Annotated in this window: 21 protein-coding genes and 1 pseudogene; 12 read left to right on the forward strand and 10 right to left on the reverse strand. The window is 35.5% G+C overall.

The genetic code is table 11. The features are described from left to right. Positions 1-190: 190 nt before the first annotated feature. A complete protein-coding gene (locus J3U42_RS06900) occupies positions 191-619 on the reverse strand; it encodes a hypothetical protein (RefSeq protein WP_220217370.1) in 429 nt (142 codons plus the stop codon). 495 nt (positions 620-1114) lie between these two features. Between J3U42_RS06900 and J3U42_RS06905 the strand changes: the two genes are divergently transcribed. Both J3U42_RS06905 and J3U42_RS06910 read left to right on the forward strand, forming a co-directional pair. Next, on the forward strand, positions 1115-1558 hold the full coding sequence (locus tag J3U42_RS06905; RefSeq protein WP_267329533.1) for a LexA family protein: 444 nt from the start codon (positions 1115-1117) through the stop codon (positions 1556-1558). Continuing rightward, positions 1558-2823 (forward strand): Y-family DNA polymerase, encoded by a 1266-nt coding sequence (locus J3U42_RS06910; RefSeq protein WP_267329532.1) that lies wholly within the window; start codon positions 1558-1560, stop codon positions 2821-2823. Before J3U42_RS06905 ends, J3U42_RS06910 begins: the two co-directional genes overlap by 1 nt. A 185-nt stretch (positions 2824-3008) precedes the next feature. Here J3U42_RS06910 and J3U42_RS06915 read toward each other — a convergent pair whose 3' ends face one another. Genes J3U42_RS06915 through J3U42_RS06925 form a run of 3 tightly spaced genes read right to left on the reverse strand, consistent with a single transcriptional unit; the run spans position 3009 to position 8030 of the window. Then, a complete protein-coding gene (locus J3U42_RS06915) occupies positions 3009-4139 on the reverse strand; it encodes an ABC transporter permease (protein ID WP_220217373.1) in 1131 nt (376 codons plus the stop codon). Positions 4140-4144: 5 nt separating this feature from the next. Further along, entirely contained in the window at positions 4145-6943 is a 2799-nt protein-coding gene (gene rbbA / locus J3U42_RS06920) for a ribosome-associated ATPase/putative transporter RbbA (protein WP_267336051.1), read from the reverse strand. Positions 6944-6956: 13 nt separating this feature from the next. Further along, positions 6957-8030 carry an HlyD family secretion protein gene (locus tag J3U42_RS06925; RefSeq protein ID WP_220217375.1) on the reverse strand — a complete coding sequence of 358 codons (1074 nt, stop codon included), beginning with the start codon at positions 8028-8030 and terminating at the stop codon, positions 6957-6959. 267 nt (positions 8031-8297) lie between these two features. Between J3U42_RS06925 and argE the strand changes: the two genes are divergently transcribed. After that, positions 8298-9455: an acetylornithine deacetylase gene (gene argE / locus J3U42_RS06930; RefSeq protein ID WP_267336052.1), complete on the forward strand. Its 1158-nt coding sequence runs from the start codon at positions 8298-8300 to the stop codon at positions 9453-9455. Between the two features lie 24 nt (positions 9456-9479). Here the strand turns inward: argE and rnz are convergent, their stop codons facing one another. Both rnz and J3U42_RS06940 read right to left on the reverse strand, forming a co-directional pair. Further along, entirely contained in the window at positions 9480-10397 is a 918-nt protein-coding gene (rnz, locus tag J3U42_RS06935) for a ribonuclease Z (protein WP_267336053.1), read from the reverse strand. A 6-nt stretch (positions 10398-10403) separates the two neighbouring features. Then, complete coding sequence (locus tag J3U42_RS06940; protein ID WP_220217378.1) at positions 10404-10631, reverse strand: YccJ family protein; 228 nt, start codon at positions 10629-10631, stop codon at positions 10404-10406. Positions 10632-10707: 76 nt separating this feature from the next. On the opposite strand from J3U42_RS06940, the gene yaaA reads away from it, so the two are divergent. Together yaaA and J3U42_RS06950 are read left to right on the forward strand one after the other, a co-directional pair. Continuing rightward, positions 10708-11481, forward strand: coding sequence for a peroxide stress protein YaaA (gene yaaA / locus J3U42_RS06945; RefSeq protein WP_267336054.1), 774 nt, complete (start codon positions 10708-10710; stop codon positions 11479-11481). A gap of 18 nt (positions 11482-11499) precedes the next feature. Continuing rightward, positions 11500-12459 (forward strand): AEC family transporter, encoded by a 960-nt coding sequence (locus J3U42_RS06950; protein WP_267336055.1) that lies wholly within the window; start codon positions 11500-11502, stop codon positions 12457-12459. On the opposite strand, the gene J3U42_RS06955 is transcribed toward J3U42_RS06950, so the two are convergent. Then, complete coding sequence (locus J3U42_RS06955) at positions 12460-13320, reverse strand: DMT family transporter (protein WP_220217381.1); 861 nt, start codon at positions 13318-13320, stop codon at positions 12460-12462. 365 nt (positions 13321-13685) lie between these two features. Here J3U42_RS06955 and J3U42_RS06960 point away from each other — a divergent pair. Then, a pseudogene (locus J3U42_RS06960) lies at positions 13686-15255 on the forward strand (ABC-F family ATPase). Positions 15256-15324: 69 nt separating this feature from the next. On the opposite strand, the gene J3U42_RS06965 reads toward J3U42_RS06960, so the two are convergent. Further along, the gene (locus J3U42_RS06965) at positions 15325-15666 is read right to left on the reverse strand and encodes a YggL family protein (protein WP_220217383.1); all 342 of its coding nucleotides are present in this window, start codon (positions 15664-15666) and stop codon (positions 15325-15327) included. A gap of 26 nt (positions 15667-15692) precedes the next feature. Continuing rightward, a complete protein-coding gene (gene rhlE / locus J3U42_RS06970; RefSeq protein ID WP_220217384.1) occupies positions 15693-16997 on the reverse strand; it encodes an ATP-dependent RNA helicase RhlE in 1305 nt (434 codons plus the stop codon). Between the two features lie 305 nt (positions 16998-17302). Between rhlE and nikA the strand changes: the two genes are divergently transcribed. Genes nikA through J3U42_RS07000 form a run of 6 tightly spaced genes read left to right on the forward strand, consistent with a single transcriptional unit; the run spans position 17303 to position 23638 of the window. Further along, on the forward strand, positions 17303-18868 hold the full coding sequence (nikA, locus tag J3U42_RS06975; RefSeq protein WP_267336056.1) for a nickel ABC transporter substrate-binding protein: 1566 nt from the start codon (positions 17303-17305) through the stop codon (positions 18866-18868). Between the two features lie 26 nt (positions 18869-18894). After that, entirely contained in the window at positions 18895-19839 is a 945-nt protein-coding gene (opp1B, locus tag J3U42_RS06980) for a nickel/cobalt ABC transporter permease (RefSeq protein ID WP_267336057.1), read from the forward strand. A 2-nt stretch (positions 19840-19841) separates the two neighbouring features. Beyond that, the gene (gene opp1C, locus J3U42_RS06985) at positions 19842-20672 is read left to right on the forward strand and encodes a nickel/cobalt ABC transporter permease (protein WP_366939815.1); all 831 of its coding nucleotides are present in this window, start codon (positions 19842-19844) and stop codon (positions 20670-20672) included. After that, complete coding sequence (locus J3U42_RS06990; RefSeq protein ID WP_267336059.1) at positions 20662-21528, forward strand: ABC transporter ATP-binding protein; 867 nt, start codon at positions 20662-20664, stop codon at positions 21526-21528. The genes opp1C and J3U42_RS06990 overlap by 11 nt, the downstream gene beginning before the upstream one ends. Beyond that, entirely contained in the window at positions 21529-22308 is a 780-nt protein-coding gene (locus J3U42_RS06995) for an ABC transporter ATP-binding protein (protein ID WP_267336060.1), read from the forward strand. A gap of 4 nt (positions 22309-22312) precedes the next feature. After that, on the forward strand, positions 22313-23638 hold the full coding sequence (locus tag J3U42_RS07000; protein ID WP_220217390.1) for an MATE family efflux transporter: 1326 nt from the start codon (positions 22313-22315) through the stop codon (positions 23636-23638). A gap of 82 nt (positions 23639-23720) precedes the next feature. On the opposite strand, the gene J3U42_RS07005 is transcribed toward J3U42_RS07000, so the two are convergent. Further along, positions 23721-23927, reverse strand: a complete 207-nt coding sequence (locus J3U42_RS07005; protein WP_220217391.1) for a hypothetical protein — start codon at positions 23925-23927, stop codon at positions 23721-23723. Positions 23928-24251 lie beyond the last annotated feature (324 nt).

The following is a 24251-nucleotide window of genomic DNA, read 5'->3' on the forward strand; positions in this document are numbered from 1 at the left end:
CCACATAAATAATAATGATAATCATTATCATATGAGGGTTAGGAAGTATAGGTTTTTTGGGTATAAATAAATAGCAAAATTTGAAATTAATTTATATCTTCGATAAATTTAAAAATACGCTGAACATAAAAAAGCCCTCTGTTTAACATGAGGGCGATATCTATTTTTTGGATTTTTAATCTGCTCCAATCTATTTATTGTCACAAATTTCATCAATTGATAACGTGGAAGGTATATTGCGATTATCGGTAAATTTGAAGCGAAATAAAAAACGAATATCATATAATCTTAATGCGTCAATCACATCTGGCTTATCACAAAATTGGTCACTAAGACCTTGTCGAATATTTTCTGAAAAATCGCTAATAGACATACTTTGACTATCTGTTGGCATATTATATTCAAAAATAACATAATTGAGATAAGAAAAAATATTCGCCACTTCATAGCCGCCTTCGACTTTAACCGGGAATTTTTCCTTAGGACCTAATAGTGAATTTTTAGCACTATCAGCTAACCCTTTTGTAATATTAGCAACAGGTGGTAATTGAGCACTATAAGCATAAGAAATGGTAAAAATCCAAGAAAACAATAATGCTAATCTCAAAAATCTTTTCATGGTATTATTCCTTTTGTTAATGAATTAAAAAAGTATAGAACCTAAAAAACGAATAGACAGCAGTGCATTACTTTTTACGTTAGACCGTAAACCGATATATTTCTCAATTAATTTATTTTTTATTTGGGATATATTTTAACTTTTTTCAAATCAAATAGGCACTAAAAATCATCATTTCTAAATAACAATCCCTATTTATCCTTTTTGTTTATCATCATAATAAAAGTTTAGCTATACAACAGAAAATTTTTAAGTAATAAAGCTTATCTAAGTTATTTGGCGTTTAGATTTTAAGCAATATACTTTTTTATGATCTACAGCATATAACAAAATTTATTAATAAGGAAAAAAACTTACTAAACAGTAATTATTTTGGATTTCTTTTTTTTTACATTCTTTTTATTGAATCAGGCAACAAATACTGTATATTTATACATGACATCAGCAGATATAAAAATATTTGATGAATTTCGTGTTGTTTTTAGGAGAATTTTCTTGAATAAATATTGTGTAGTATTAGGGATTGTAGATAATTCAATCAAAAACTATTTACCTTTAGTTGATACACCGGTTAGAGCAGGATTTCCTTCACCGGCCGATGACTATTTGGAAACCAAGCTTGATTTGACGCAGCATTTAGTCAAACATCCTAGTGCGACTTATTATATTAAAGCTGTAGGTGACTCAATGATTGATTATGGTATTTACAGTGGAGATCTATTAGTTGTCGACAGATCTTTAGAACCCAAAATAGACGATATAGTTGTTGCTGCTGTTGATGGTGAATTAACCTGTAAATGTTTAGGTATAATTGAAGAACAATACTACTTATTATCCGGCAATAAACAGTATCCCCCTATTTCGCTAACTGGTAAAGATGTCCACATTTGGGGAGTGGTAATACATACCATTCATTCGTTACGAAAACGAGGCCATTGATGATAGGATTAATTGACTGTAATAATTTTTATGCTTCGTGTGAACGTGTTTTTAACCCAAAATTAGAAGGAAAACCCATTGGTATCTTATCCAATAATGATGGATGTGTTATCGCTCGTTCTAATGAGCTCAAACCTTTAGTGCCAATGGGAATGCCAGCTTACAAAATTGAACCCAAAATTAGAAGAAAAATTAAATTATTGAGTTCTAATTATGAACTTTATGGTGATATGAGTGAGCGTGTATTTGATACAGTTCGTCATTATACTGCTGATATTGAACCCTACTCTATTGATGAAGCGTTTATTCAATTAACCGGATTTACAAATGTCACAACACATTGCAAAAACTTAAGAGCAGTTGTAAAGCGTGATACAGGCATTCCGGTGAGTATCGGTATTGGTCATACCCATACTTTAGCAAAGTTAGCAAATCATATTGCTAAAAAACAACCCATTCATCAAGGCGTTTATTGTCTTCCTGATGATCCCAACTTACTGGATAATATATTAAAAACATTTCCTATTGATGAAATTTGGGGAGTTGGTAGGCGTATTGCTCAAAAATTGCAAAACCTAGGTATTACTACTGCGTTAGATCTTCGTCGTGCTAACTTAAAACAAATTAAGCAACAATTTTCAGTCGTACTTGAACGCACAATACTTGAACTAAATGGAATAAGCTGTATAGAATTGGATGATCTTTCTACCCCGAAAAAAAACATTATGACATCTCGTAGTTTTGGTCAATTAACTGGCGAATTATTTGATTTACAGGAAGCTATTCGTATTCATGCAAGCCGAGGGGCAGAAAAACTAAGGCAACAAAAATCAGTCGCAAATGCTGTACTTGTTTTTTTAAAAACAAACCACTTTCGTCAGGATTTAGCTCAATATAATCCATCGATAGTTGTACCGCTTAGTTCGCCAACTGACGATTCAAGATTAATTATTCGTGCAGCACAAAAAGGGTTACAAACAATTTATAAAAAGGGATTTATGTTTATGAAATCTGGCGTGATGTTACTTGATCTAAAGGCGAAAGATAACTATTGTCAGTCTGATTTATTTATTACTGAACAATCAATAACTTTACAACATAAGAATGATCAGTTAATGAAAACAATTGATCTGATAAATCAAAAAATGGGGAAAAATACCATTTCATTAGGTGGAACCAGAAAAGCAGCACCATGGCAAATCAAACGAGAGCTATTAAGTAAACGTTATACTACTCGTTGGAACGAATTACCATTAGTGAGATAATATTTTCCTAAACAATCTTAACATATTCTACAAATAACTCGATTATGGCAATGCGCCAAATAATTTGGGCTGATGTTTCTAGTTCACTATAGGCATTTTCAAATCATAAAGGTAAATCAGCATTTCATAATGGCGCAATAATAACAACAATACCGGATTGTTGGTTTACATTTATATCAACGCTTTTAGGATCCCATATTAACAATGGAGTTACGAAAACGTTTTAAAGCAAATAAAAAGAAAACTGTCCCAATTGCCAATAACCATGCAAAAGAAGTCCAAACGACATTTAGACCAGCTCCTCGATACAATATTGCCTGCCCTAATTCGACAAAATGAGTGGTAGGGGCAAACATCATAATATTTTGAACGATCTCAGGCATACTTTCTCTTGGTGTACTACCGCCAGATAACATTTGCAGTGGCAGCAATATCAAAATAAGTAACATCGCAAATTGAGCTGTTGATTTAGCAACCGTTGCCATAAATATTCCAAGTGACGTTGTCACAAATAAATGCAGTGCCGCCCCGACAAGAAACAACGTAATCGAGCCAGCAATTGGTACATTAAGCCAACTGTGCACAACTAACAGCAAAGCTACCCATGTTGATATCAAGACGACTAACCCCATTGACCAAACTTTAGAGATCATGATTTCAAATGGCGTCACTGGCATGGAAAGAAGATGATCAATTGTGCCATGCTCTCGCTCTCGCATTAAAGCCGCTCCGGTAAGAATAATCGATAATGTTGTGACAATATTGATAATTTCCATAACAGAACCGAACCAAGATCGGCTTAAATTGGGGTTAAAAGCTGTATGAACTTGAATATTAACAGGTAAATTAGTTGCTTGACTATAACGATTAACGTATTGTGTAACTTCACCAGTAATAATTTGAGTAATATAACCATTTCCAACAAAAGCCTGCCCCATTCTCGTTGCATCAATATTGAGTTGAATTTCAGGGCTTTGATTATTTAGCACATCACGTTGGAAATTAGGTGGAATATTTAACGCAAAAGTGTAACTATCAGTATCCATTCCACGATCCACTTCATCCATGGAATATAACTTAACAGGTTTGTTAAACATCGGTGGATAAAAAGCGGCAGTAATTTGTCTTGATAGTGGCGAATCATCTTCATCGACAACAGCTATTGAGGCGTGATGTAATGAATCTGATGTTGCGGTGGCGGCAATATAGATATCAAAGGTAAAACAATAAGCAATGAGCAACAGCATGATAGGATCACGTAGTAGTCCCCAAAGCTCTTTAATACCTAAACGATAAATATTAATTAAACTTTGCATAATATCTATCCATCCTGTTTTTTAAGAAGCAAAATACTGGCACCAAGCACAATTGGAATTGTGATGATTAAAGCCAAAATAGAATGGTGCAAATCAATAAGCCCTAGTGCTTTGTTAAATACGCCTCTGGCAATAATTAACATATGCGTGGTTGGATAAACTTCACCAATATAACGACCACTTCCTTCTAAAGAAGCAACCGGGTTAAGTAATCCTGAAAATTGAATTGCTGGTAACATTGTGCCCACACAGGTCAAAAAGATAACGGCGATTTGGCTACGAGTGACGGTTGAAGCAAGTAAGCCTAGTCCTGTTGAAATGATACAATATGCAAAAGCCGCAAGGCATAAAGTAAAGAGACTTCCTTTTATCGGCACACCAAAAATAGTGATAGCCATAAAAAGTAGTAACAGAAAACTCAACATCGAAATGATAATGTATGGTACCTGTTTACCTAATAAAAACTCTGCTCTTGTCACTGGCGTCACGTAGAGATTAATAATAGATCCCATCTCTTTTTCACGAACAACAGATAATGCTGCAAGCATTGAAGGGATCATAAGAAGTAATATAGGAATAACGGCTGGCACCATTGATTGCAAACTTTTGATATCAGGATTATAACGATATCGAGTTTCAATATTGGCCAAACTAATTGAATCACTTCCGGTGGTTTCTTTCACTTTTTGGCTTAACCACGCAAGATGCATGCCTTGAACATAACCTTTAATCGTTTCAGCTCGTAGTGGCATAGCGCCGTCAATCCATACAGCAATATCAACCGGATCACCACGTTGTATATCTCGCCCAAAATTAGGGGGAATTTCGATCGCCAGCGCAATATCATTACTACGTAATCGTGCATCCATGTCGTCATAATTAGTCAGCGGCGGCCTTTCAATAAAATATCGCTTAGAACCCGATAAGTTAAGCGTGTAATTTTGGCTAACCACTGTTTGATCACGATCAAGAACAGCAAAACGTAGATCTTCAACATCCATTGTAATACCGTACCCCATGACTAACATTAAGATAGCCGAACCTAACAAAGCCAATAGAGCTCGCAAGGGATCGCGCGATAATTCAAGCGTTTCTCGCCATAAACACCCAATCATCCGTGTTAAACTAAAGCCACTAAAATGCGGGTTTTGCGTTTTTTGTATTTGATTTTCTGGCGAAGATTTCTCGGCTGTGGTTGAATTTTCTTCAGTATGATTATCGTCTGCGCCTGCATCGATTAAGTAGTTTATAAAAGCTTCTTCTAGCGTTTTTGCCCCTTTAGCAGCAATAATATTATCTGGCGTATCACTGGCCAGCACTTTACCTGCATGCATTAATGAGATGCGATCACATCTTGCTGCTTCATTCATAAAGTGTGTGGTTATAAAAACGGTAACTTTATCTTTGCGAGAAAGTTCAATGATCAAACGCCAAAAGTCATCACGTGCTATAGGGTCAACACCGGAAGTGGGCTCGTCAAGAATAAGAATTTCTGGATTATGCACTACCGCAACGGCTAAAGATAATCGCTGCTTGACACCTAAAGGCAAACTATCGGGTAGATATTGCGCTTCTTGCACTAAACCAAAACGTTTAAGTAGTTCTTGTACGCGTGCAGGAATTTTACTTTCATTGATACCGTACAAGCGAGCATGTAAAACAAGGTTTTGCTCGACAGTTAATTCGCTGTATAAAGAAAAAGCTTGCGACATATAGCCAAGATGTCGTCTGACATTAATATCACTGGCATCTACAGGTTTACCAAATAACCAAGCTTCACCCGATGAAATGGGCAATAACCCGGTCAGCATTTTCATTGTCGTTGATTTTCCACAACCATTTGAGCCTAAAAAACCAAATATCTCACCTTGCTTAATAGAAAAATTAACGTGATCTACAGCTATAAAATCGCCAAATTGTTTAGTCAATCCTTTAGCTTCAATAGCTATTTGTAAATCTTTATTTAGATCTAATGGTGGAATTTCAACCGCTTGATAACCTTGTCTGGCACTTTCAGGCATTAGCTGAATAAACGCATCATCTAAATTATCTTTACCGGTTTTAGCTAATAATGATTTAGGCGTGCCGGTTTCTAAGATTTTTCCCCCATACATAGCAACCAGCCAATCAAAGTTTTGTGCTTCATCCATATAAGCCGTTGCAACAATGACACTCATCTGCGGTCTTTGTTTGCGAATTTTATTGATTAATTGCCAAAATTGCGCTCTTGAAAGTGGATCAACACCGGTGGTTGGCTCATCTAAAATTAACAAATCCGGATCGTGAATTAAAGCAGAGCATAAACTGACTTTTTGCTTCATACCGCCAGATAAACGGCCAGCAGGTCTCGATAAAAAAGGATATAATCCGGTACTTCGTGTTAACTCATCAATACGACGGCGTCGCTCTGCTGCATCATTACCAAATAAACGGGCAAAAAATTGAAGATTTTCTTCAACAGATAAGGTGGGGTAAAGATTTTTTCCAAGCCCTTGTGGCATGTAGGCGATACGAGTACAAACCGATTTACGATGGTCTTTGTCACGCATATCACCTTCTAAAACATAGACTAACCCTTCTTGAATAACGTGAGCACCTGCAATGAGTGAAAGTAAGCTAGATTTACCAACACCATCAGGACCAATTAATCCAACCATGCATCGAGGTGGAATAGCTAAATTAATATTGGATAACGCACAGTTTTTCTTATAATGCAAACTAACATCGCTGATTTTGACGACAGCATCATCATCGGAGCTAGTTTCTGTGGAGTTCACTAAATCCTGTTTGTCTGATTCTGACATAAGCTATCTCCAATTATTTTGTTGGACATTTAGCAATATCAGATAAGCCGGCTGGCCATTCAGTTTTAGGATCAAGTCGAACCCAAGCAACGCCAGGTAATCCTGTTTTAACATGAGTGATATAACATCTCAATAATTCCGGACTTAATTGGGCTTTTACTCTAAACATCAATTTTTGACGCTCATCTTTGGTTTCCACTGTTTTCGGAGTAAATTGAGCGACGCTAGAAACAAAAGAGATTTTGGCTGAGATTGGTTTTTCAGGTAGCGCATCAAGTACCAGTCTTACCTCATCACCAATGGCTACTTTCCCGGCTATCGTTTCAGGTAAAAAGAAGGTTAAATAAACATCAGATAAATTGACTAAATTTAAGACTTTACCTCCAGAAGGTAAAACTTCCCCTAATTGAGCGATACGGTATTGGATACGTCCATCAACAGGCGCAGTTAAAGTACTATCATCAATGTCTGCTTGAATTTGTCTTATACTCGCTTGAGCAACTTGGATAGCAGATTGAGCGCTTTGTAATTCAGCTTTAGCAACGTCAATTGCTGCATCGGCAGCAACTACTTTGGATTTTGCCGAATCTAGGGTAGCTTTGGCACTGTTTACTTTCGCCGTATCATCATCTAATTGCTGTATGGATAATGCCCCTTTTTGGGAAAGGGTTTTTGTTCGTTGAAGATGTTTTTCGGCGATATCTAAATCACTGGCATATTGATTAACTACTGCTGATGCGACTGCTTTATCACTGATTTTAATGGCGACTTGAGCTTTCGCACTAGTTTCATTGCTGACTGCTTGCAAAAGCTGCGCTTGAGCCTCATTCAATTGTGCTTGCAAAGTATCAGTTTGCATCACAACAAGCGGTTGGCCTGCTTTAACAAAATCGCCTTCATCGACATTAATTTTTTCAATTCTTCCGGCTAATTTAGTTGAAATATTAATTTCAGTTGCTTCAATACGCCCATTTCCATTGGTAAAATCGGCGCCATAACCTTCAGGTTTAAATTGTTGCCATAAAATAAAACTAATAGCAATAATAACAAGTACAATAATAATCCATTTTTTGCTTATTTTTTTCATAACCAATACCTTGTTTTAAACTGATTAATTTTTAATATCAAGCTTAACGAAAGAATTAATCGTTATATGCTATTTGTCCATAATTTGTTAAATAATAGCAAATGTTTATTATAAATTAAATCAAGACATGAAATAAGCGCAATAAAAGCTAATTTTAGCTAAGCGATTAAACTCTATCGGTTAGTTATAGGCAAATAATGAAGTAAATGCTATGCTTAGAAAATTCTAAATGGATCTATTGTATATTTTTATTTAAAGGTGAATTTCATGGCTTTACCCTCTTTTTTAACGCTTTATAACGAATTAATCTCAACACCAACAATTAGCAATGTTTCTAATGAAAAATTAGATTATTCCAATAAACCTTTAATCGACAAATTAACAACATGGTTTGAAGAGTTAGGCTTTACAATTGAAATTCAGCCCGTTCCTAATACGCGCCAAAAATTCAATATGTTAGCAACCTACTCCAACAGCAATAATAAAACACAAGGTGGATTATTATTAAGTGGACATAGTGATACTGTTCCGTTTGATGACGGTCAATGGACTAAAGATCCTTTTAAATTAACTGAAGAAGACAATAAATTGTATGGTTTAGGTACAGCCGATATGAAAGGCTTTTTTGCTTTTATCTTAGATGCGCTGCGCGATATTGATCTAAAAAAATTAACTAAACCAATATATGTTCTTGCTACTGCCGATGAAGAAACATCCATGGCCGGTGCATCATTTTTCGCCAGAAATACCCAACTTCAACCCGACTGTACCATAATCGGCGAACCGACTTCATTAATTCCGATACGAGCACATAAAGGATTTATCTCTAACTCGATAAAAGTGATTGGTAAATCGGGACATTCAAGTGATCCCGATAAAGGAATTAATGCTATTGAGGTAATGCATTTAGTCATTGAACGTTTATTAATCCTTAAACAAAAATTCAAAGAGCAATATCATAATGACGGGTTTAGCGTGCCCTATCCAACGCTTAATTTGGGTGTTATTCATGGAGGAGATGCGGCTAACCGTATATGCGGATGCTGTGAACTTATTATTGATATTCGTGTTTTACCAAATAATGATGTTGATTCGTTATATAACGCACTTTGTGAAGCGCTGAAACCAGTTATGGAACAATACCCAAATCGGGTTGCTATTGAGTACGAAGTTTCACCAATTCCCGGGTATGAATGTAAAAAGGATCATCCGGCTTTACAGCATATTGAAAAACTGGTTGGTCACAGTGCACAAACTGTCAATTACAGTACCGAAGCACCTTACTTAAATCAAATTTCACCAACCATTGTGCTCGGTCCGGGGTCAATCGAACAAGCACACCAACCAGATGAATTTATTTCAATGGACTTTTTGAAACCAACTAAATTAACAATTGAAAACTTGATCAAAGATTTTTGCCTTTAATTAGCCGGATCTAAGTAAAAGAAATTAAATATTGAATGAAGCAAAATCTATAGCTATTTCACTGTTATTAAATATGCTTTTTGCTTCGTTCACTAATTTTTCATTTTTCTCCAAACTATATCTAGGGCTAATATGTGTCATAATCAGTCGTTTAGCATTGGCTTGCTTAGCAATCGTTGCTGCATGAATAGTGGTAGAATGCCCTCGCTCAAGTGCTTTTTCTTCAAGTGCATGTTCTTGCGTTGCCTCATGAACTAATAGATCTACTTCTTTTGCTAATTCAATCGAGGCATCACAAGGGATAGTATCGCCTAAAATAGCAATCTTTTTCCCGCTCCTCACTTCATCCAGATAGTCAAAACCATTAATCACTCGACCGTCATTAAGCGTTACACTCTGCCCCGCTTTCAAAAGTGAATAAAGTGGACCAATATCAATATTATCTGCTCTTAATTTATCGATGTTTAATCTGGTCGACAAATCTTTTTCGATAATTCGATAACCAAAACTTGGTACTCGATGCTGCAATAATTTTGCTTCGACACAAAACTTATTATCATCGAAAACCAGACAATCATGCTCTAATTCAATAATATTAAGCGGATAAGATAGCCATGAATAACTCAAGTCAATAACTGTTTGAATAAATTGCTTAATTCCTTTAGGTCCAACTAACGTTAAAGCAGATTGGTGTTGCATTAAAGAACGGCTGGTAAGTACCCCGGGTAAACCAAACAGGTGATCGCCATGTAGATGAGTAAGAAAAATAACTTCAAGTTTTGAAAGGCTTAATTTAGCTTTTAACATTTGCATTTGTGTTCCTTCACCGCAATCAAAAAGCCATAATTTTCCTCTCTCTTCCCGCAGATCTAACACAATACTACTGACATTACGTTCTTGTGTCGGCGACCCTGCACTGGTTCCCAAAAAAGTTAATTTCATAATGTTTTAGATATTTTTGCGTTCAATAGTTTGTTCGCCCCAAAATAGTTTATCTGCTTTGGTTTTCGAAAATGCTAGCGGTAAAACCTCATCACTGCCTTCCGACCAAATCTGTTCAGCCAATTTTTCATCATAGTTTGCTAACTCAAAAATAGCTTCTGCAATTTCAATAGAAGTTTCGCGAATACTTGCCCAAGAACGAATATCATGTATTTCTTTTTTGGTAGAATTCATATTAAGACTCCTTATTTGATTAGATTAAGTGTAAAATAACCCCAATTCATCCAAATTACAATAGGGCAATAGCTTTATGTTAACAATCATCTCACCTGCAAAAACGCTTGACTATCAAAGTCCATTAATCACTTCTGATTATTCTAAACCACAATTTATGCCAGAAACTCAACAGTTGGTTGAAGTGTGTAAAAAACTTTCAGCTAATGAATTAGCTAAATTAATGTCCATCAGTCCTAAGTTGGCTGAAGTGAATTATCAACGATTTCAAGATTGGCATGCTAATTTCACCCCTGATAATGCCAGACAAGCGATATTAGCATTCAAAGGCGATGTTTACGAAGGTCTTCATGTCGAAGATTTTACGGATAAAGATTTGAGTTTTGCTCAATCCCATTTAAGAATATTATCAGGGCTTTATGGTGTATTAAGACCTTTTGATCTGATCCAACCTTATCGATTGGAAATGGGCATAAGATTAAAAAATGGTCATAATTCTAATCTTTATCAGTTCTGGGGTGATAAGTTAACCGATTATCTCAACAAGGAACTTGCTCAATCAGCCACTCCAACTTTGATCAATTTAGCGTCTAACGAGTACTTTAAGGCAATAGAAGCAAAACAACTCAAAGCAAGCATCATCCAGCCTGTATTTTTAGATAAAAGCAAAGACGAATTTAAAGTTATCAGTTTTTATGCCAAAAAAGCCCGTGGGTTAATGAGCCGATTTATTATCAAAAATAATATTAATCAAAGTAATGATATTAAAAGTTTTAATTTAGAAGGTTATCAGTTTGATTCAAAACGTTCAACTGAATTAGAATGGTTCTTTATTCGAAACCATGCATAACGCGATAGACAAAGATAGATGGAATTTCTCACAACATTAGGGCAACAGTTTTTAGCGACTTTGCCCCTATTTGTCCTCATCTTATTAGGATACTTAGCGATTAAAATTGGGCGTTGGCAAAAAACAGTAACCGATAGTTTAACTAAATTTACTTTTTATATTGCTTTTCCAATTATGCTCTTTCAAATTATGAGCCATTTTTCTGAGCATTCGCAAATCGATATTAAATTGTTGTTGGTCTTTTTTGGAAGTTCCTTTATTGTTTTTGCATTGGGCTGCATCATTGCTTCGAAATGCTTTAAATTAAATGGAACTCAAAGCACTATGTTTGCAATGGGCGGTATTTACACAAACACCGTCTTTGTCGGTATACCGATAATTAAAATGTTGTTAGGCGATAACGCCATTCCAATTGTTGCCATAATTGTTATTTTCAATGCACTGATACTTTGGACACTTGCCACAGTTTGCATTGAGTTTGTTCAAATGGGGAAACTTTCAACTAAAGGTTTTGTTAAAGCGTTTAAAAATGTCTCAAAAAACCCAATTATTTTAGGTATTTTTGTAGGAATTGTAGTCAACTTTACCGGCATACCATTACCTCAATTTATTGATAAATCGGCCAAAATGGTTAGTGATATGACTGCGCCATTGTCATTGATTGTATTAGGAATGGGACTGGCAGAATATAAAATTCGGGATGAATTAATGCTTACCGGCTCTATTTGTATATTAAAATTAGCCATATTACCGATTGTTACTTATATTTTAGCTAAAATAATCGGATTGCCAACACTAGAGCTGCAAGTCGTTGTTTTATTAAGCTCAGTATCGATAGCTATAAATTGTTATATGATGGCTCGACAATTTGAAGTACTTCAAGGACCTATTGCGTCGAGTTTGCTAATTTCAACGGCATTGTCTTCTATCACAACACCGTTGATTTTATCGATTATGATGCAACTACCTTTTACTTAATTAACCCTTGCTAGCATTACTTTTCACTTTGTAGTGTAATTTTAATGCTAAAACGATGACTGCACTACCAATTAAAAACCGCACCCAATCAATAGATTGATGACTAACAATAACATTAACTAAAATGCCTGACGGGATAACGACATTATTCATAATAGCCAACGTACCGGAATCAACTTTTGTCGCCCCATAATTCCATAAAAAATAGCACAACCCTGATGCAATTACGCCTAGCCAGACAATGACTATCCATTGTATATTGGTTGTGGGTAATTTGGATGAATCACCAAATAACCACCACCCTAAACTTGCGACAATTACCGCACCAAGGTAAACCCAAGCAAATGCTTGATGTTGCGGTAAAGGGTAGAGTTCCATAATGCGTTTATAACCAGCCTGCCCCAAAGCAAAGACAATATTTGCACCTTGAACAAGTAAAAATCCAATAATAAAATCCTGGCTAATATGATCATAGCGAATAATGGCTGCACCAATGACTGCTAAAACAGCGGTAAGTAGATAATTTACTCTGAGACGATGTCCTTGCAATAAATCATAAATGACAGTCACGTAAATTGGCGTAAAAATTGTAAATAATAAAACTTCCGGCACGGATATGTATTGAAAAGAGTTATAATAAAAAAAGTACATAATCCCTAATTGACACGCCCCTACTCCCATTAATAACAGCATTTGTTTAAGGCAAATGTTGCCAAAGCGTAAAAAAGGAATAAAGGTTAGAAAAGCCAATAACACTCGAATCACAACAGCAAACCAAGTATCCACCTGCCCACTTATATAAATCGCAATTAAACTGAATGAAAATGACCAAACAATGGTCACGAAAATAAGATAAGACATAATTGATAACAATAAAGAATGATAAATGGGCTGCATCGTATCAATTCATCTTACACTTGTAAACATTATGGGATTTGAATTGTGTACAACAGATAAAATAATAATGAAAATATTTACTGATTGCTTTTATAAAGAACAATAATTTCTGATATATTGGATTATAAATCCGACGAATAAGTCATATTACCTAAACTTTGCTAAACAAATTGCAATTTTTAAAACAATCATCCTCAAAAAAGTTCAAGTATGGCATAATGTGCGGCAAATTATATTTTTGCGACTTTGCTAAAAGTTTTTGATAACTTTTACGAACAAGCGCATGTTAAAGAGAGTAAATATTTGTGTTAAGTACAAACAACATCACCATGCAATTTGGTAGTAAACCGCTATTTGAAAATATTTCAGTTAAGTTTGGTAACGGCAACCGTTACGGGCTGATTGGAGCAAATGGAAGCGGCAAATCGACTTTTATGAAAATTATTGGCGGCGATTTAGTTCCAACATCCGGGAATGTTGCTTTAGATCCTCATGAAAGATTAGGTAAATTACGCCAAGATCAGTTCGCCTTTGAAGAGTTTACAGTGCTCGATACGGTTATCATGGGACATACTCAACTATGGCACATTAAGCAGGAGCGTGACCGTATCTATTCATTACCTGAAATGAGTGAAGAGGATGGGTTTAAAGTTGCCGATTTGGAAACACAGTATGCAGAAATGGATGGTTATAGTGCTGAGGCTCGAGCTGGAGAACTTTTACTTGGGGTGGGTATTCCGGTTGAACAACATTATGGACTTATGAGCGAAATTGCACCCGGCTGGAAATTACGTGTGCTTTTAGCTCAAGCACTTTTTTCAAATCCGGATATTTTACTTCTTGATGAACCAACCAATAACTTAGATATTGATACTATTCGTTGGTTAGAAGAGACATTAAATGAACGTGAAAGTACCATGATCATTATTTCGCATGATCGCCATTTTCTAAATATGGTTTGTACTCATATGGCGGACATGGACTACGGTGAACTTCGTATTTATCCGGGCAATTATGACGATTACATGACAGCGTCAACCCAAGCTCGAGAAAGACTATTAGCTGACAACGCTAAGAAAAAAGCGCAAATTAGTGAATTACAATCATTTGTTAGTCGTTTTAGTGCCAACGCTTCAAAATCGAAGCAAGCAACATCTCGAGCAAGACAGATTGAAAAAATCAAACTCGAAGAAGTCAAAGCATCGAGTCGGCAAAACCCATTTATTCGTTTTGAACAGGATAAAAAACTTTTCCGTAATGCTTTTGGTAGTGGAAAACCTTACCAAAGGTTTTGATAATGGCCCGTTATTTAAAAACTTAAATCTCATGGTTGAAGTGGGTGAAAAAGTCGCAATTTTGGGTACTAACGGGATAGGTAAATCAACATTATTAAAAACATTAATGGGGGAGATTATCCCTGAACAAGGCGATATAAAGTGGTCGGAAAATGCCAATATTGGCTATTATGCCCAAGATCATGAATATGAGTTTGAAGAAGATTTAACTGTATTTGACTGGATGAGTCAGTGGAAACAACCCAACGATGATGAGCAAGCCGTTCGCAGTATTTTGGGCCGACTACTGTTTTCTCAAGACGATATTAAAAAACAAGTTAAAGTGCTTTCCGGTGGTGAAAAAGGCCGTATGCTATTTGGTAAATTGATGATGCAACGTCCAAATATCATTGTCATGGACGAACCAACAAATCATTTGGATATGGAATCGATCGAATCATTAAATATGGCATTAGAGCTATATCAAGGAACTTTATTTTTTGTGTCGCACGACCGTGAATTTGTTAGCTCATTAGCAACTCGTATTGTTGAAATAACGCCGGAAAAAGTGATTGATTATACCGGTAATTATGAAGATTACTTGCGCAGCCAAGGGATCGAATAAAGATATCGTCTGATTAATAAAATAGCCACATCTGTGGCTATTTTTTTAGGTTAATTATGTTTAGATAAATTAAAACTCTAACTCATCCCACCAAATATCTATTAATGGACTGGTTTTAACATTTTTAAGCCCATGGCTTTCAAGCCATTTAGTGACAACGTCACGATTTTCTTCGGTACAATTACCCAATTTTTGAGTACAAATGATACCTTTCCAATTTAAATATCCACTACCTTCGTAAGCCAAACCGTTTGCTTGTATCGCTTCAATGATAAATTGATCGACAACGTTATCAATAGTTTCTTCGCTAGTGCCTTCGTCAAATGTCCAACTGACAGTAAAACCTAGCTCTTTAAACTCTTCAATATGTAATTTTTTTCTTAAACGACGACTGCGATTAACCTTAGCCATAATGATATCCTTCTACTTTAGATAATTTAGTTAGTTTTAGAATATGTATGATGACTAGATTGCTTCATACTATTCTGGTTATTTTTAGAAGTTCGTGTTTGACTAACACGTCTTCTTTTTGCCGGAACCTGTTTGGCTGTCGCTTTTTTTACTGGTTCGGCTTTAATTCGAGGATCAACTTCAAATCCTTGAGTAAAAATTTCCGGGATTGTTTTTTTAATCAATTTCTCAATTGATTTTAATTGAGGAAGCTCATCAATACAAACTAATGATATTGCCTGACCCTGATTTAATGCCCGCCCTGTTCTACCAATACGATGTACATAATCTTCTGCTACTTGTGGCAATTCATAATTGACTACATGAGGCAATAGTTCAATATCCAACCCTCTCGCAGCTATATCGGTAGCAACGAGTGCTCGTATTTGTCCCGATTTAAAGTCCGCTAAGGCTTTGGTTCTAGCCCCTTGACTTTTATTACCATGAATCGCAGAAGCTTTAATACCATCTTTAGTTAACTGTTCGGCAAGATGATTAGCTCCATATTTAGTACGCGTAAAAATTAACACCTGCTGCCATTGGTTTTTGCCAATCAAATAAGAAAGAAGTTCACGTTTACGCCGTTTATCAACCCGATGAATATATTGAGTAATTTGCTCAGATGCACTATTAGTTTTTGCTACAGCGATCGATTCGGGCGAATGTAAAATTGTATTTGCTAATGATTTAATTTCATCTGAAAATGTCGCTGAAAACAGTAAGTTTTGGCGCTTTTTGGGTAATTTTGCAATCACTCGTCGAATATCATGAATAAAGCCCATATCAAGCATACGATCAGCTTCATCCAGTACTAACATTTTAACAGTTGAAAGGTCAACCGCATTTTGTTGAACCAAATCAAGCAACCGTCCAGGAGTGGCAATTAAAATATCAACTCCGCCTCGAAGTTTCATCATTTGTGGATTAATACTTACCCCACCAAATACCACCAACGAACGCACCGCTAAATAGCGGCTATAATCACGAATATTTTCGCCAATTTGCGCAGCAAGTTCCCTTGTTGGCGCTAAGATCAAGGCATACAACGGGCGTTTACCTTTTCTACCGGTCGTTCTTTGTGGTGCATTATTTTGTTGCTCAACTAACTTTTGTAAAATGGGTAATGCAAAGCCTGCTGTCTTACCTGTTCCTGTTTGTGCACTAGCCATAAGATCATTACCTGATAAGATAACTGGAATGGCTTTTTGTTGGATTGGAGTGGGATGGGTATAGTTTTGTTCTTTTACTGCTTTTAAAATCTCGACATTTAAGCCAAGAGAGTCAAATGACATGAAATGATTCCTAAATAAACGAAAATTGAATTGTCGAAAATTATTATAAAACAATTCGACTATAATTGTTTGATTATTTACCGATACTGATTGAAAACATTGTGTATCAGACAATAACAGTCGAAAAGATAAGACTATTTTTTGTAACGATTACTTCGCTTTAACTCAATAAATAGCAATTTATAAAAAATGAACACCCTGATTTTTAAAATGTTTTTTATAAAAAACCAGCTAAATGATATTTATTATCATTTCCATTTATGCTACTATCTCGCACCCAATTGTAATTGATTAATGGACTATGTATGCTTTTTGATTTCAGCCGTACAAAAAAAATACTAATAGCGTTAATTTTAACGACCGTTAGTATTAACTGCTTTGCTAAAGATGATATCACTTTTGCAAACTTTCGTGATATTCGTGATTTAAACCCTCATCTCTATTCCGGTGAAATGTGGGCACAAAACATGCTTTATGAATCTTTAGTACACTACAATGAAGATGGTACATTCTCGCCTTGGTTAGCTGAGAGTTGGACAATTACCAATCAAGGTAAAACCTATACTTTTAAATTGAGACAAGATGTCACCTTTAGTGATGGTGCAAAATTCGATGCACATAGCGCAAAACTTAATTGGGATGCTGTACTATCGAATAAAGTTCGTCATACATGGCTTGAAATGGTGCGTTTAATTACCGATATAAAAGCAATAGATGATTATACGTTGCAGGTGAATCTATCCGAACCTTATTATCCATTTTTGATTGAAATTGCAGTGACACGCCCTATGCGTTTTATTTCCCCAAATTCAATGAAAAACGGTGAAACCAAGGATGGAGTTAACGCTTATATCGGAACTGGTCCTTATGTATTAACTGATCATAAAAAAGATCAGTATGCCATATTTACGGCTAATCCGACTTATTGGGGCAATAAACCGCAAATCAAAAAAGTCACCATGAAAGTTATTGCTGATAATCAGAGTCGCTTAATGGCACTGGAAAAAGGTGAAATTGATCTCATTTATGGTAAAAACATGGTTGATGCTGATTCTTATGAGCGGTTTTCCAAAATGGATAAGTTTCAGACATTAATGTCTAAGCCTGTTTCAAGCCGTATTGTTTTAATGAATACCACAAGACCGGCTTTAAGTGATATCCATGTAAGACAAGCTATTGAGCATATCATCAGTAAAAAAGATATATCAGAAGGTATATTTAACAACAGTGAGGCGCCAGCTGATACCTTAATGGCAACAAATATACCTTATGCCAATCTAGGACTGAAACCGTATGAGTATAATCCTAAATTAGCTGAACAATTACTTGATCAGGCTGGTTGGGTTAAGGCAAACGGTGAAAATTACCGTCAAAAAGATGGCAAACCTTTTGAAATTACCCTTTACTATGATAGTAATACTGCGTCACAAAAAACCATTGCACAATACATGCAAGACGAATTTGAGCAAGTTGGATTGAAGCTCAATATTCATGGCGAGGAAGAACAAGGCTATCGTGATCGTCAAAAAGCCGGCGATTTTGATATGGTGTTTGATATCTCATGGGGAATGCCTTATGACCCTCAATCATTCCTATCTGGCATGAAACTTCCGGTTTACGGCGACTATATGGCACAACAAGGATTAAAAGAAAAACCTCAGATCGATGCCAGTATTAGTAAAGCGCTAATTTCGACTGATGAGCAAGAACGTCAAAACTTGTATCGTTATGTACTGCAAACCCTGCATGATGAAGCGGTTTATATCCCACTAACATATGAACGAAATCGTGCTATCGCAGTAAAATCATTAAAAGGGATCGAATTTGCACCTTCTCAGTTTGATATACCATTTGAAAAAATGCACTATTAATCTACTGGTTTTATTGATCAATTAGCATGTTAAGTTATATCTTAAAACGTTTAATAATGATGATACCAATTTTATTTGGTATCTCATTTATCGCTTTTTTACTTATCAATTTAGCGCCTTCCGATCCTGCTGAAGTTGCTTTGCGTCTTAATGAAATTATGCCAACACCGGATGCTATTGAAAGTATGCGAGAGGAACTCGGATTAAATAAACCTTTTTGGAATCGTTACTTTACCTGGCTATATAACGTCTTTCACCTTGATTTTGGGCGTTCGTTTATACATCGTGACAGATTAGTTTGGGATGAAATGTTACGTAGCCTAGTTCCAACAGTTGTTTTAGCCATTTCGTCTTTTATCTTTACATTGATTGTAAGTGTTATTTTAGGCGTATTATGTGCTATTTTCGCCAATTCGGTATTCGATCATATTGTACGGATAATCATATTTTTAGGTACCGCTATGCCAAGTTATTGGCTTGGTCTGCTTTTTATCTGGTTGTTTGCCAATTATTTAGATCTTTTACCCACTAACGGCTATGGCACATGGCAAAATTTAATTTTGCCAACTTTAACATTATCTTTCGTTTATATCTCAACCTACGTCCGATTTATTCGTAATAACATGCTCGAAAATATGCATAACTACAGCGTATTTTATGCACGTAGCCGAGGCTTGAAAGAACGCTCAATTATTTTAAAACATGTCTTAGTTAATTCATTACATACCACCATAACGGCATTAGGTATGACAATTCCCCAATTAATAGCGGGATCTTTTGTTGTGGAATATATTTTTTCATGGCCAGGGCTTGGACGTTTGTGTATTGCAGCCATTATGAATCGAGATTATCCGGTTATCCAAGCTTATATTTTAATTATGGCGATTTTATTTGTGGTGTGTAATTTCATTGTTGATGTCATTCATCAATTGCTCGATCCTCGTTTACGAGATAGTGGTGGTATCAGATGATTGTGCTAAAGCAACTTATCAAAAACAAAACGGCTTTGTGTTGTATCGTTCTGATTACTTTAATCATTATTCTTGGGATTTTAGCACCCTATATTGCCCCATTTGATCCGAATAAAGTTCGTATAGTGCGTAAATATGCTAGCATGTCTGGCGAACATTGGCTGGGCTGTGACCATTTAGGGCGAGACATTTTTTCTCGTTTACTTTATGGTATCCGCTCTACCCTATTTTTATCACTGCTTACGATGATAATCACCATTGTCATTGGTACCGTTATTGGTCTGATTTCAGGTTATCAACGTGGTAAGCTTGATGAATGCATTATGCGCCTTTGTGATGTTATGCTGTCTTTTCCTAGTCAAGTGATGATTCTGGCCATAGTTGGGGTGCTAGGTGTTGGAATTGAAAATGTTATTATTGCTAATATTGTCGTTAAATGGGCTTGGTATAGCCGCATGATACGAAGTTCGGTAATCAAACACAGTCGAAAAAATTATATTCTTTTTTCACGAGCGATTGGCGCATCCAATACCTTCATCATACGCCGTCATTTATTGCCAAATATTATGTCTGAATTGGTGGTATTAGCAACTTTAGATACTGGTTGGGTTATTTTAAATATTTCGGCGTTATCGTTCATCGGATTGGGTGTTCAAGCCCCTACGGCTGAATGGGGGCTTATGTTGAGCGAGGCAAAAAATGTGATGATCCAACACCCAATGCAAATGGTTTTTCCCGGAATAGCTATTTTAATAGTGGTGGCAGCCTTTAATATGTTAGGCGACTGTTTGAGAGATATTCTCGATCCAAAGGACAAATCAAATGAGTCATAAATTACTTGAGATCAAGGATCTTAACGTAACACTTAGTAATGGCAAAACACTATTAGATAATCTATCTTTTAGTATAGATTATTATCAATGCATGGGTATTGTGGGTGAAAGTGGAAGCGGTAAAAGCTTAACATGTAAAGCAATTATGGGCTTGTTAGAACCCTATTTTCGAGTTAAGGGCGAAGTTTTATTTTCTCCAAAACAAAAAAACAGACATTTTTCATCAAGTGCTGATCTATTGAAACAACGTAAAGAAGTATTACGTAATATTCGTGGCAACACTATTTCAGTTATCCTACAGCACCCGATGAATGCTTTTGATCCACTTTATTGTATTGGCAAGCAAGTTGTTGAAACGCTACTTGCTCACCGTAAAATGACTAAAAGTGAAGCAATTAATAAAACCCTATGCATGATTGAAACCATCGGTTTAGATAATCCTAAAATAATTTACAACAAGTATCCACATCAATTAAGTGGTGGCATGCTGCAAAGAATTATGATCGGAATTGCTCTAATGCTAGAACCCGAGCTTATTATTGCCGATGAGCCGACAACGGCTTTAGACTCGATTAGCCAATATCATATCCTTAAGATGTTTGAACAAATTAAGCAACAATCAAAAACAGCCATGATCTTTATTTCACATGATTTAGGTGTGATTCATCATATAGCAGATCAAATCATTGTAATGAAAGACGGCGCTATTGTTGAACAGGGAACGCGAGATGAGATTTTTTATCATGCTAAAAATCAATATACCCAGTACTTAATCAATGCTCGAAAACAATTAGTAACAAAATTCAACGCTGCAGTTAAGCCTAAACCTCTTAATGTTAGCTTGGAGAGCATTTAAATGACCGTTTTACTACAAGTTGAAAATTTAAACAAATCATTTGTCCAACCCGATCAAGGATTATTTAGTCGAAAAAAAACTAGAGTGATCAATAATGTTTCATTATCGTTAAAACACGGTGAGTGTCTGGGCATTATCGGTGAAAGCGGTAGCGGTAAAAGTACACTCGGGAAATTGATCCTTGGACTGGAAAAACCCGACAGTGGTAAAATCTATTTCAATGGGCAAGACATTTCAAAAAGAGCCTGGAAAAAGTCAGTGATGCGACGTAATCTTAGCGCAGTATTTCAAGATTATAATGCTTCGGTTAACCCTTATTTTACCGTTGAGAATATTATTGCAGAACCAATTGATATTTATGAAAAAATACCTAATAAACAACGTAAAAAACGAATTGATGAACTGTTAGAGCAAGTTGGTTTAAATTATACTTTTGCTAACCGATTTCCTCATGAAATGAGTGGTGGCCAATTACAACGTATCTGTATTGCCCGAGCAATTGCTTGTCAGCCTCAATTCATTTTATTCGACGAAGCGGTCAGCTCATTAGATATCTCAGTGCAAGCACAAATTTTATCGTTATTGTCCGAATTACAAAAACAATTAAATTTAACCAGTATCTTTATTACACATGACTTAACGACAATCACTTATCTTTGTGATCGAGCCATGTTTTTTTATCGGGGACAAATTGTTGAACATGTTGATAATATCGAACAATTAGGCAATGTTAAAAATGCTTATTCTAAGCAACTTCTTGAATCTGTATTAGGTTTTTAAATTTATGACAACCGAATTAGACAACAACAAACAGTTTTATTTTAAAGACTATTTAGCTTTGGTGATCCCTTTTATAATTTCAACCATTACAACTCCACTACTTGGAGTAGTTGATACAGCATTAGTCGGGCACTTACCTAATCCTGCATTTATAGCCGGTATCGCTGTTGGCGCAGTCATTTTTAATACCATTTATTGGTTATTTGGCTTTTTGCGAGTCAGTACAACTGGTTTTGCTGCACAAGCTTTAAATGATCCTATATTATTGCGTTCTTCGCTTATTCGTCCGCTATTTATTGCTATAGTTTTAGGTATCTTATTTATTATTCTACAGCAACCTATTTTTGATGCGGCAATGCAAGTGATTAAACCGAATAAGGAAGTCACTCATTTCGCAAAGACCTACTATTCAATTTTGATTTGGGGCGCCCCTTTTGTGCTTATCAACTATGTATTAGTCGGTTGGCTAATGGGAATGGCAAAAATAAAAGCGGTTTTGTTTTTACAAGTACTGATTAATGTACTTAACATTATTTTAGCTATAATCTTAGTTTGGGGATTTCATTCAAACATTGAAGGGGTAGCTTCTGCGACCTTAAGCGCACAGATCAGCTGTAGTTTATTAGGATTTTGGTATATCTATCGTTATCTACCAAAAACACAACAAAAAACCGATTTAAAAGCAATATTATCTTGGCAGTCATTAAAAGGGGTAATTTTAGTTAATACTAACTTGATGATCCGTACTATTTGTCTTTTAATTGTCACTAACCATTTTATATCAATTGGCTCTAGCTTCAGCACTCAAGTGCTTGCCGCCAATGCTGTATTGTTCCAAATTCACTATTTAATGGCATATCTCTTTGACGGGTTTGCTAATGCTTCGAGCGTATTTAGTGGCAAAGCTAAAGGGACGAAAAATATTACGTTATATAATCAAACCCTTAGATGGTCATTGCAGGCATGCATTATCTGTCCGATAATTTTAATTGCCATTTGGTTAGCTTTCGATACCGCAATTATAAAATTATTGACGAATCAAACAGAAATAATTGGGTTATGTCAGCAATATCAATTATGGTTGATGATATTTCCAATAGCAGTTGCAGGTGGTTTGATTTACTATGGCGTTTTTTCCGGAATCAGCTATACATCATCAATTCGAGATTCAATGATTCTTGCACTATTACTTTGGTTGATTGCCCAATATATATGCGTGCCAATTTGGGGAAATAATGGATTATGGTTTTCATATATTTTATTCAGTTTAGGAAGGACGCTGTTCTTAGTCATCTGGATCAAAAAATCTAAAGGCTACGTATTGATCTAAATTGTTGTTAGATTTTTTATCAAATTGATCAGAAAATAAAAGGTAACACAACCGGTTACCTTTTGATTTAAAAATATACAAACTATTTTTTAGATGGATGAGGATCTTTAACTGAATCACCTTGCCCACTAACTATATACCAACCATTTTTACTATGTGGTTTTTTATTATGATCCGGACAAGGGGGTAACGATTTCTTACTTTGGTTGGAATAAATATATCCACAGTCAGCACATTTATAAGTGCCGGCTGAAACATCACTACCGTATGCAGCAAATTTTTGTACCATTATAAGCTCCTCCAGTATAGTTATATTTAAGATAAGCTAATACTTATCAGTGATATTTATAAGCTCTGATTAAAAAAAAAGCAAGTATGTTTTTTAATCATACCCGATTTTACCGTTTTTTATTAAATGAATTTAACATCATTATTTGAAACAAAAATACAATTTAAGCACTATTTCACCAGCAATCTTTTGATAATAATATAGGAAATCTTGTCAAAATCTTTCAGAAAATACCCACGTTTCAGTATAAAAATAGAGGAAGTAGAAAATTTTTATCAACAAAACGATTTTGGATATTATTTAAAATAAATTGGATAATTTTAT

The organism is Gilliamella sp. B2923, from assembly GCF_026536565.1.
Classification (GTDB): domain Bacteria; phylum Pseudomonadota; class Gammaproteobacteria; order Enterobacterales; family Orbaceae; genus Gilliamella.

Excerpts from the sequence above, each read along its gene's own strand:
- rhlE (WP_220217384.1), bottom strand. The coding sequence starts at position 16,997 with ATGTCATTTGACTCTCTTGGCTTAAATGTCGAGATTTTAAAAGCAGTA.
- J3U42_RS06900 (WP_220217370.1), bottom strand. The coding sequence starts at position 619 with ATGAAAAGATTTTTGAGATTAGCATTATTGTTTTCTTGGATTTTTACC.
- rnz (WP_267336053.1), bottom strand. The coding sequence starts at position 10,397 with ATGAAATTAACTTTTTTGGGAACCAGTGCAGGGTCGCCGACACAAGAA.
- J3U42_RS06955 (WP_220217381.1), bottom strand. The coding sequence starts at position 13,320 with ATGTCTTATCTTATTTTCGTGACCATTGTTTGGTCATTTTCATTCAGT.
- opp1B (WP_267336057.1), top strand. The coding sequence starts at position 18,895 with ATGTTAAGTTATATCTTAAAACGTTTAATAATGATGATACCAATTTTA.
- J3U42_RS06995 (WP_267336060.1), top strand. The coding sequence starts at position 21,529 with ATGACCGTTTTACTACAAGTTGAAAATTTAAACAAATCATTTGTCCAA.
- argE (WP_267336052.1), top strand. The coding sequence starts at position 8,298 with ATGGCTTTACCCTCTTTTTTAACGCTTTATAACGAATTAATCTCAACA.
- J3U42_RS07000 (WP_220217390.1), top strand. The coding sequence starts at position 22,313 with ATGACAACCGAATTAGACAACAACAAACAGTTTTATTTTAAAGACTAT.
- J3U42_RS06965 (WP_220217383.1), bottom strand. The coding sequence starts at position 15,666 with ATGGCTAAGGTTAATCGCAGTCGTCGTTTAAGAAAAAAATTACATATT.
- J3U42_RS06940 (WP_220217378.1), bottom strand. The coding sequence starts at position 10,631 with ATGAATTCTACCAAAAAAGAAATACATGATATTCGTTCTTGGGCAAGT.
- J3U42_RS06990 (WP_267336059.1), top strand. The coding sequence starts at position 20,662 with ATGAGTCATAAATTACTTGAGATCAAGGATCTTAACGTAACACTTAGT.
- J3U42_RS06910 (WP_267329532.1), top strand. The coding sequence starts at position 1,558 with ATGATAGGATTAATTGACTGTAATAATTTTTATGCTTCGTGTGAACGT.
- J3U42_RS06915 (WP_220217373.1), bottom strand. The coding sequence starts at position 4,139 with ATGCAAAGTTTAATTAATATTTATCGTTTAGGTATTAAAGAGCTTTGG.
- yaaA (WP_267336054.1), top strand. The coding sequence starts at position 10,708 with ATGTTAACAATCATCTCACCTGCAAAAACGCTTGACTATCAAAGTCCA.
- J3U42_RS06950 (WP_267336055.1), top strand. The coding sequence starts at position 11,500 with ATGGAATTTCTCACAACATTAGGGCAACAGTTTTTAGCGACTTTGCCC.
- J3U42_RS06925 (WP_220217375.1), bottom strand. The coding sequence starts at position 8,030 with ATGAAAAAAATAAGCAAAAAATGGATTATTATTGTACTTGTTATTATT.
- rbbA (WP_267336051.1), bottom strand. The coding sequence starts at position 6,943 with ATGTCAGAATCAGACAAACAGGATTTAGTGAACTCCACAGAAACTAGC.
- J3U42_RS07005 (WP_220217391.1), bottom strand. The coding sequence starts at position 23,927 with ATGGTACAAAAATTTGCTGCATACGGTAGTGATGTTTCAGCCGGCACT.
- nikA (WP_267336056.1), top strand. The coding sequence starts at position 17,303 with ATGCTTTTTGATTTCAGCCGTACAAAAAAAATACTAATAGCGTTAATT.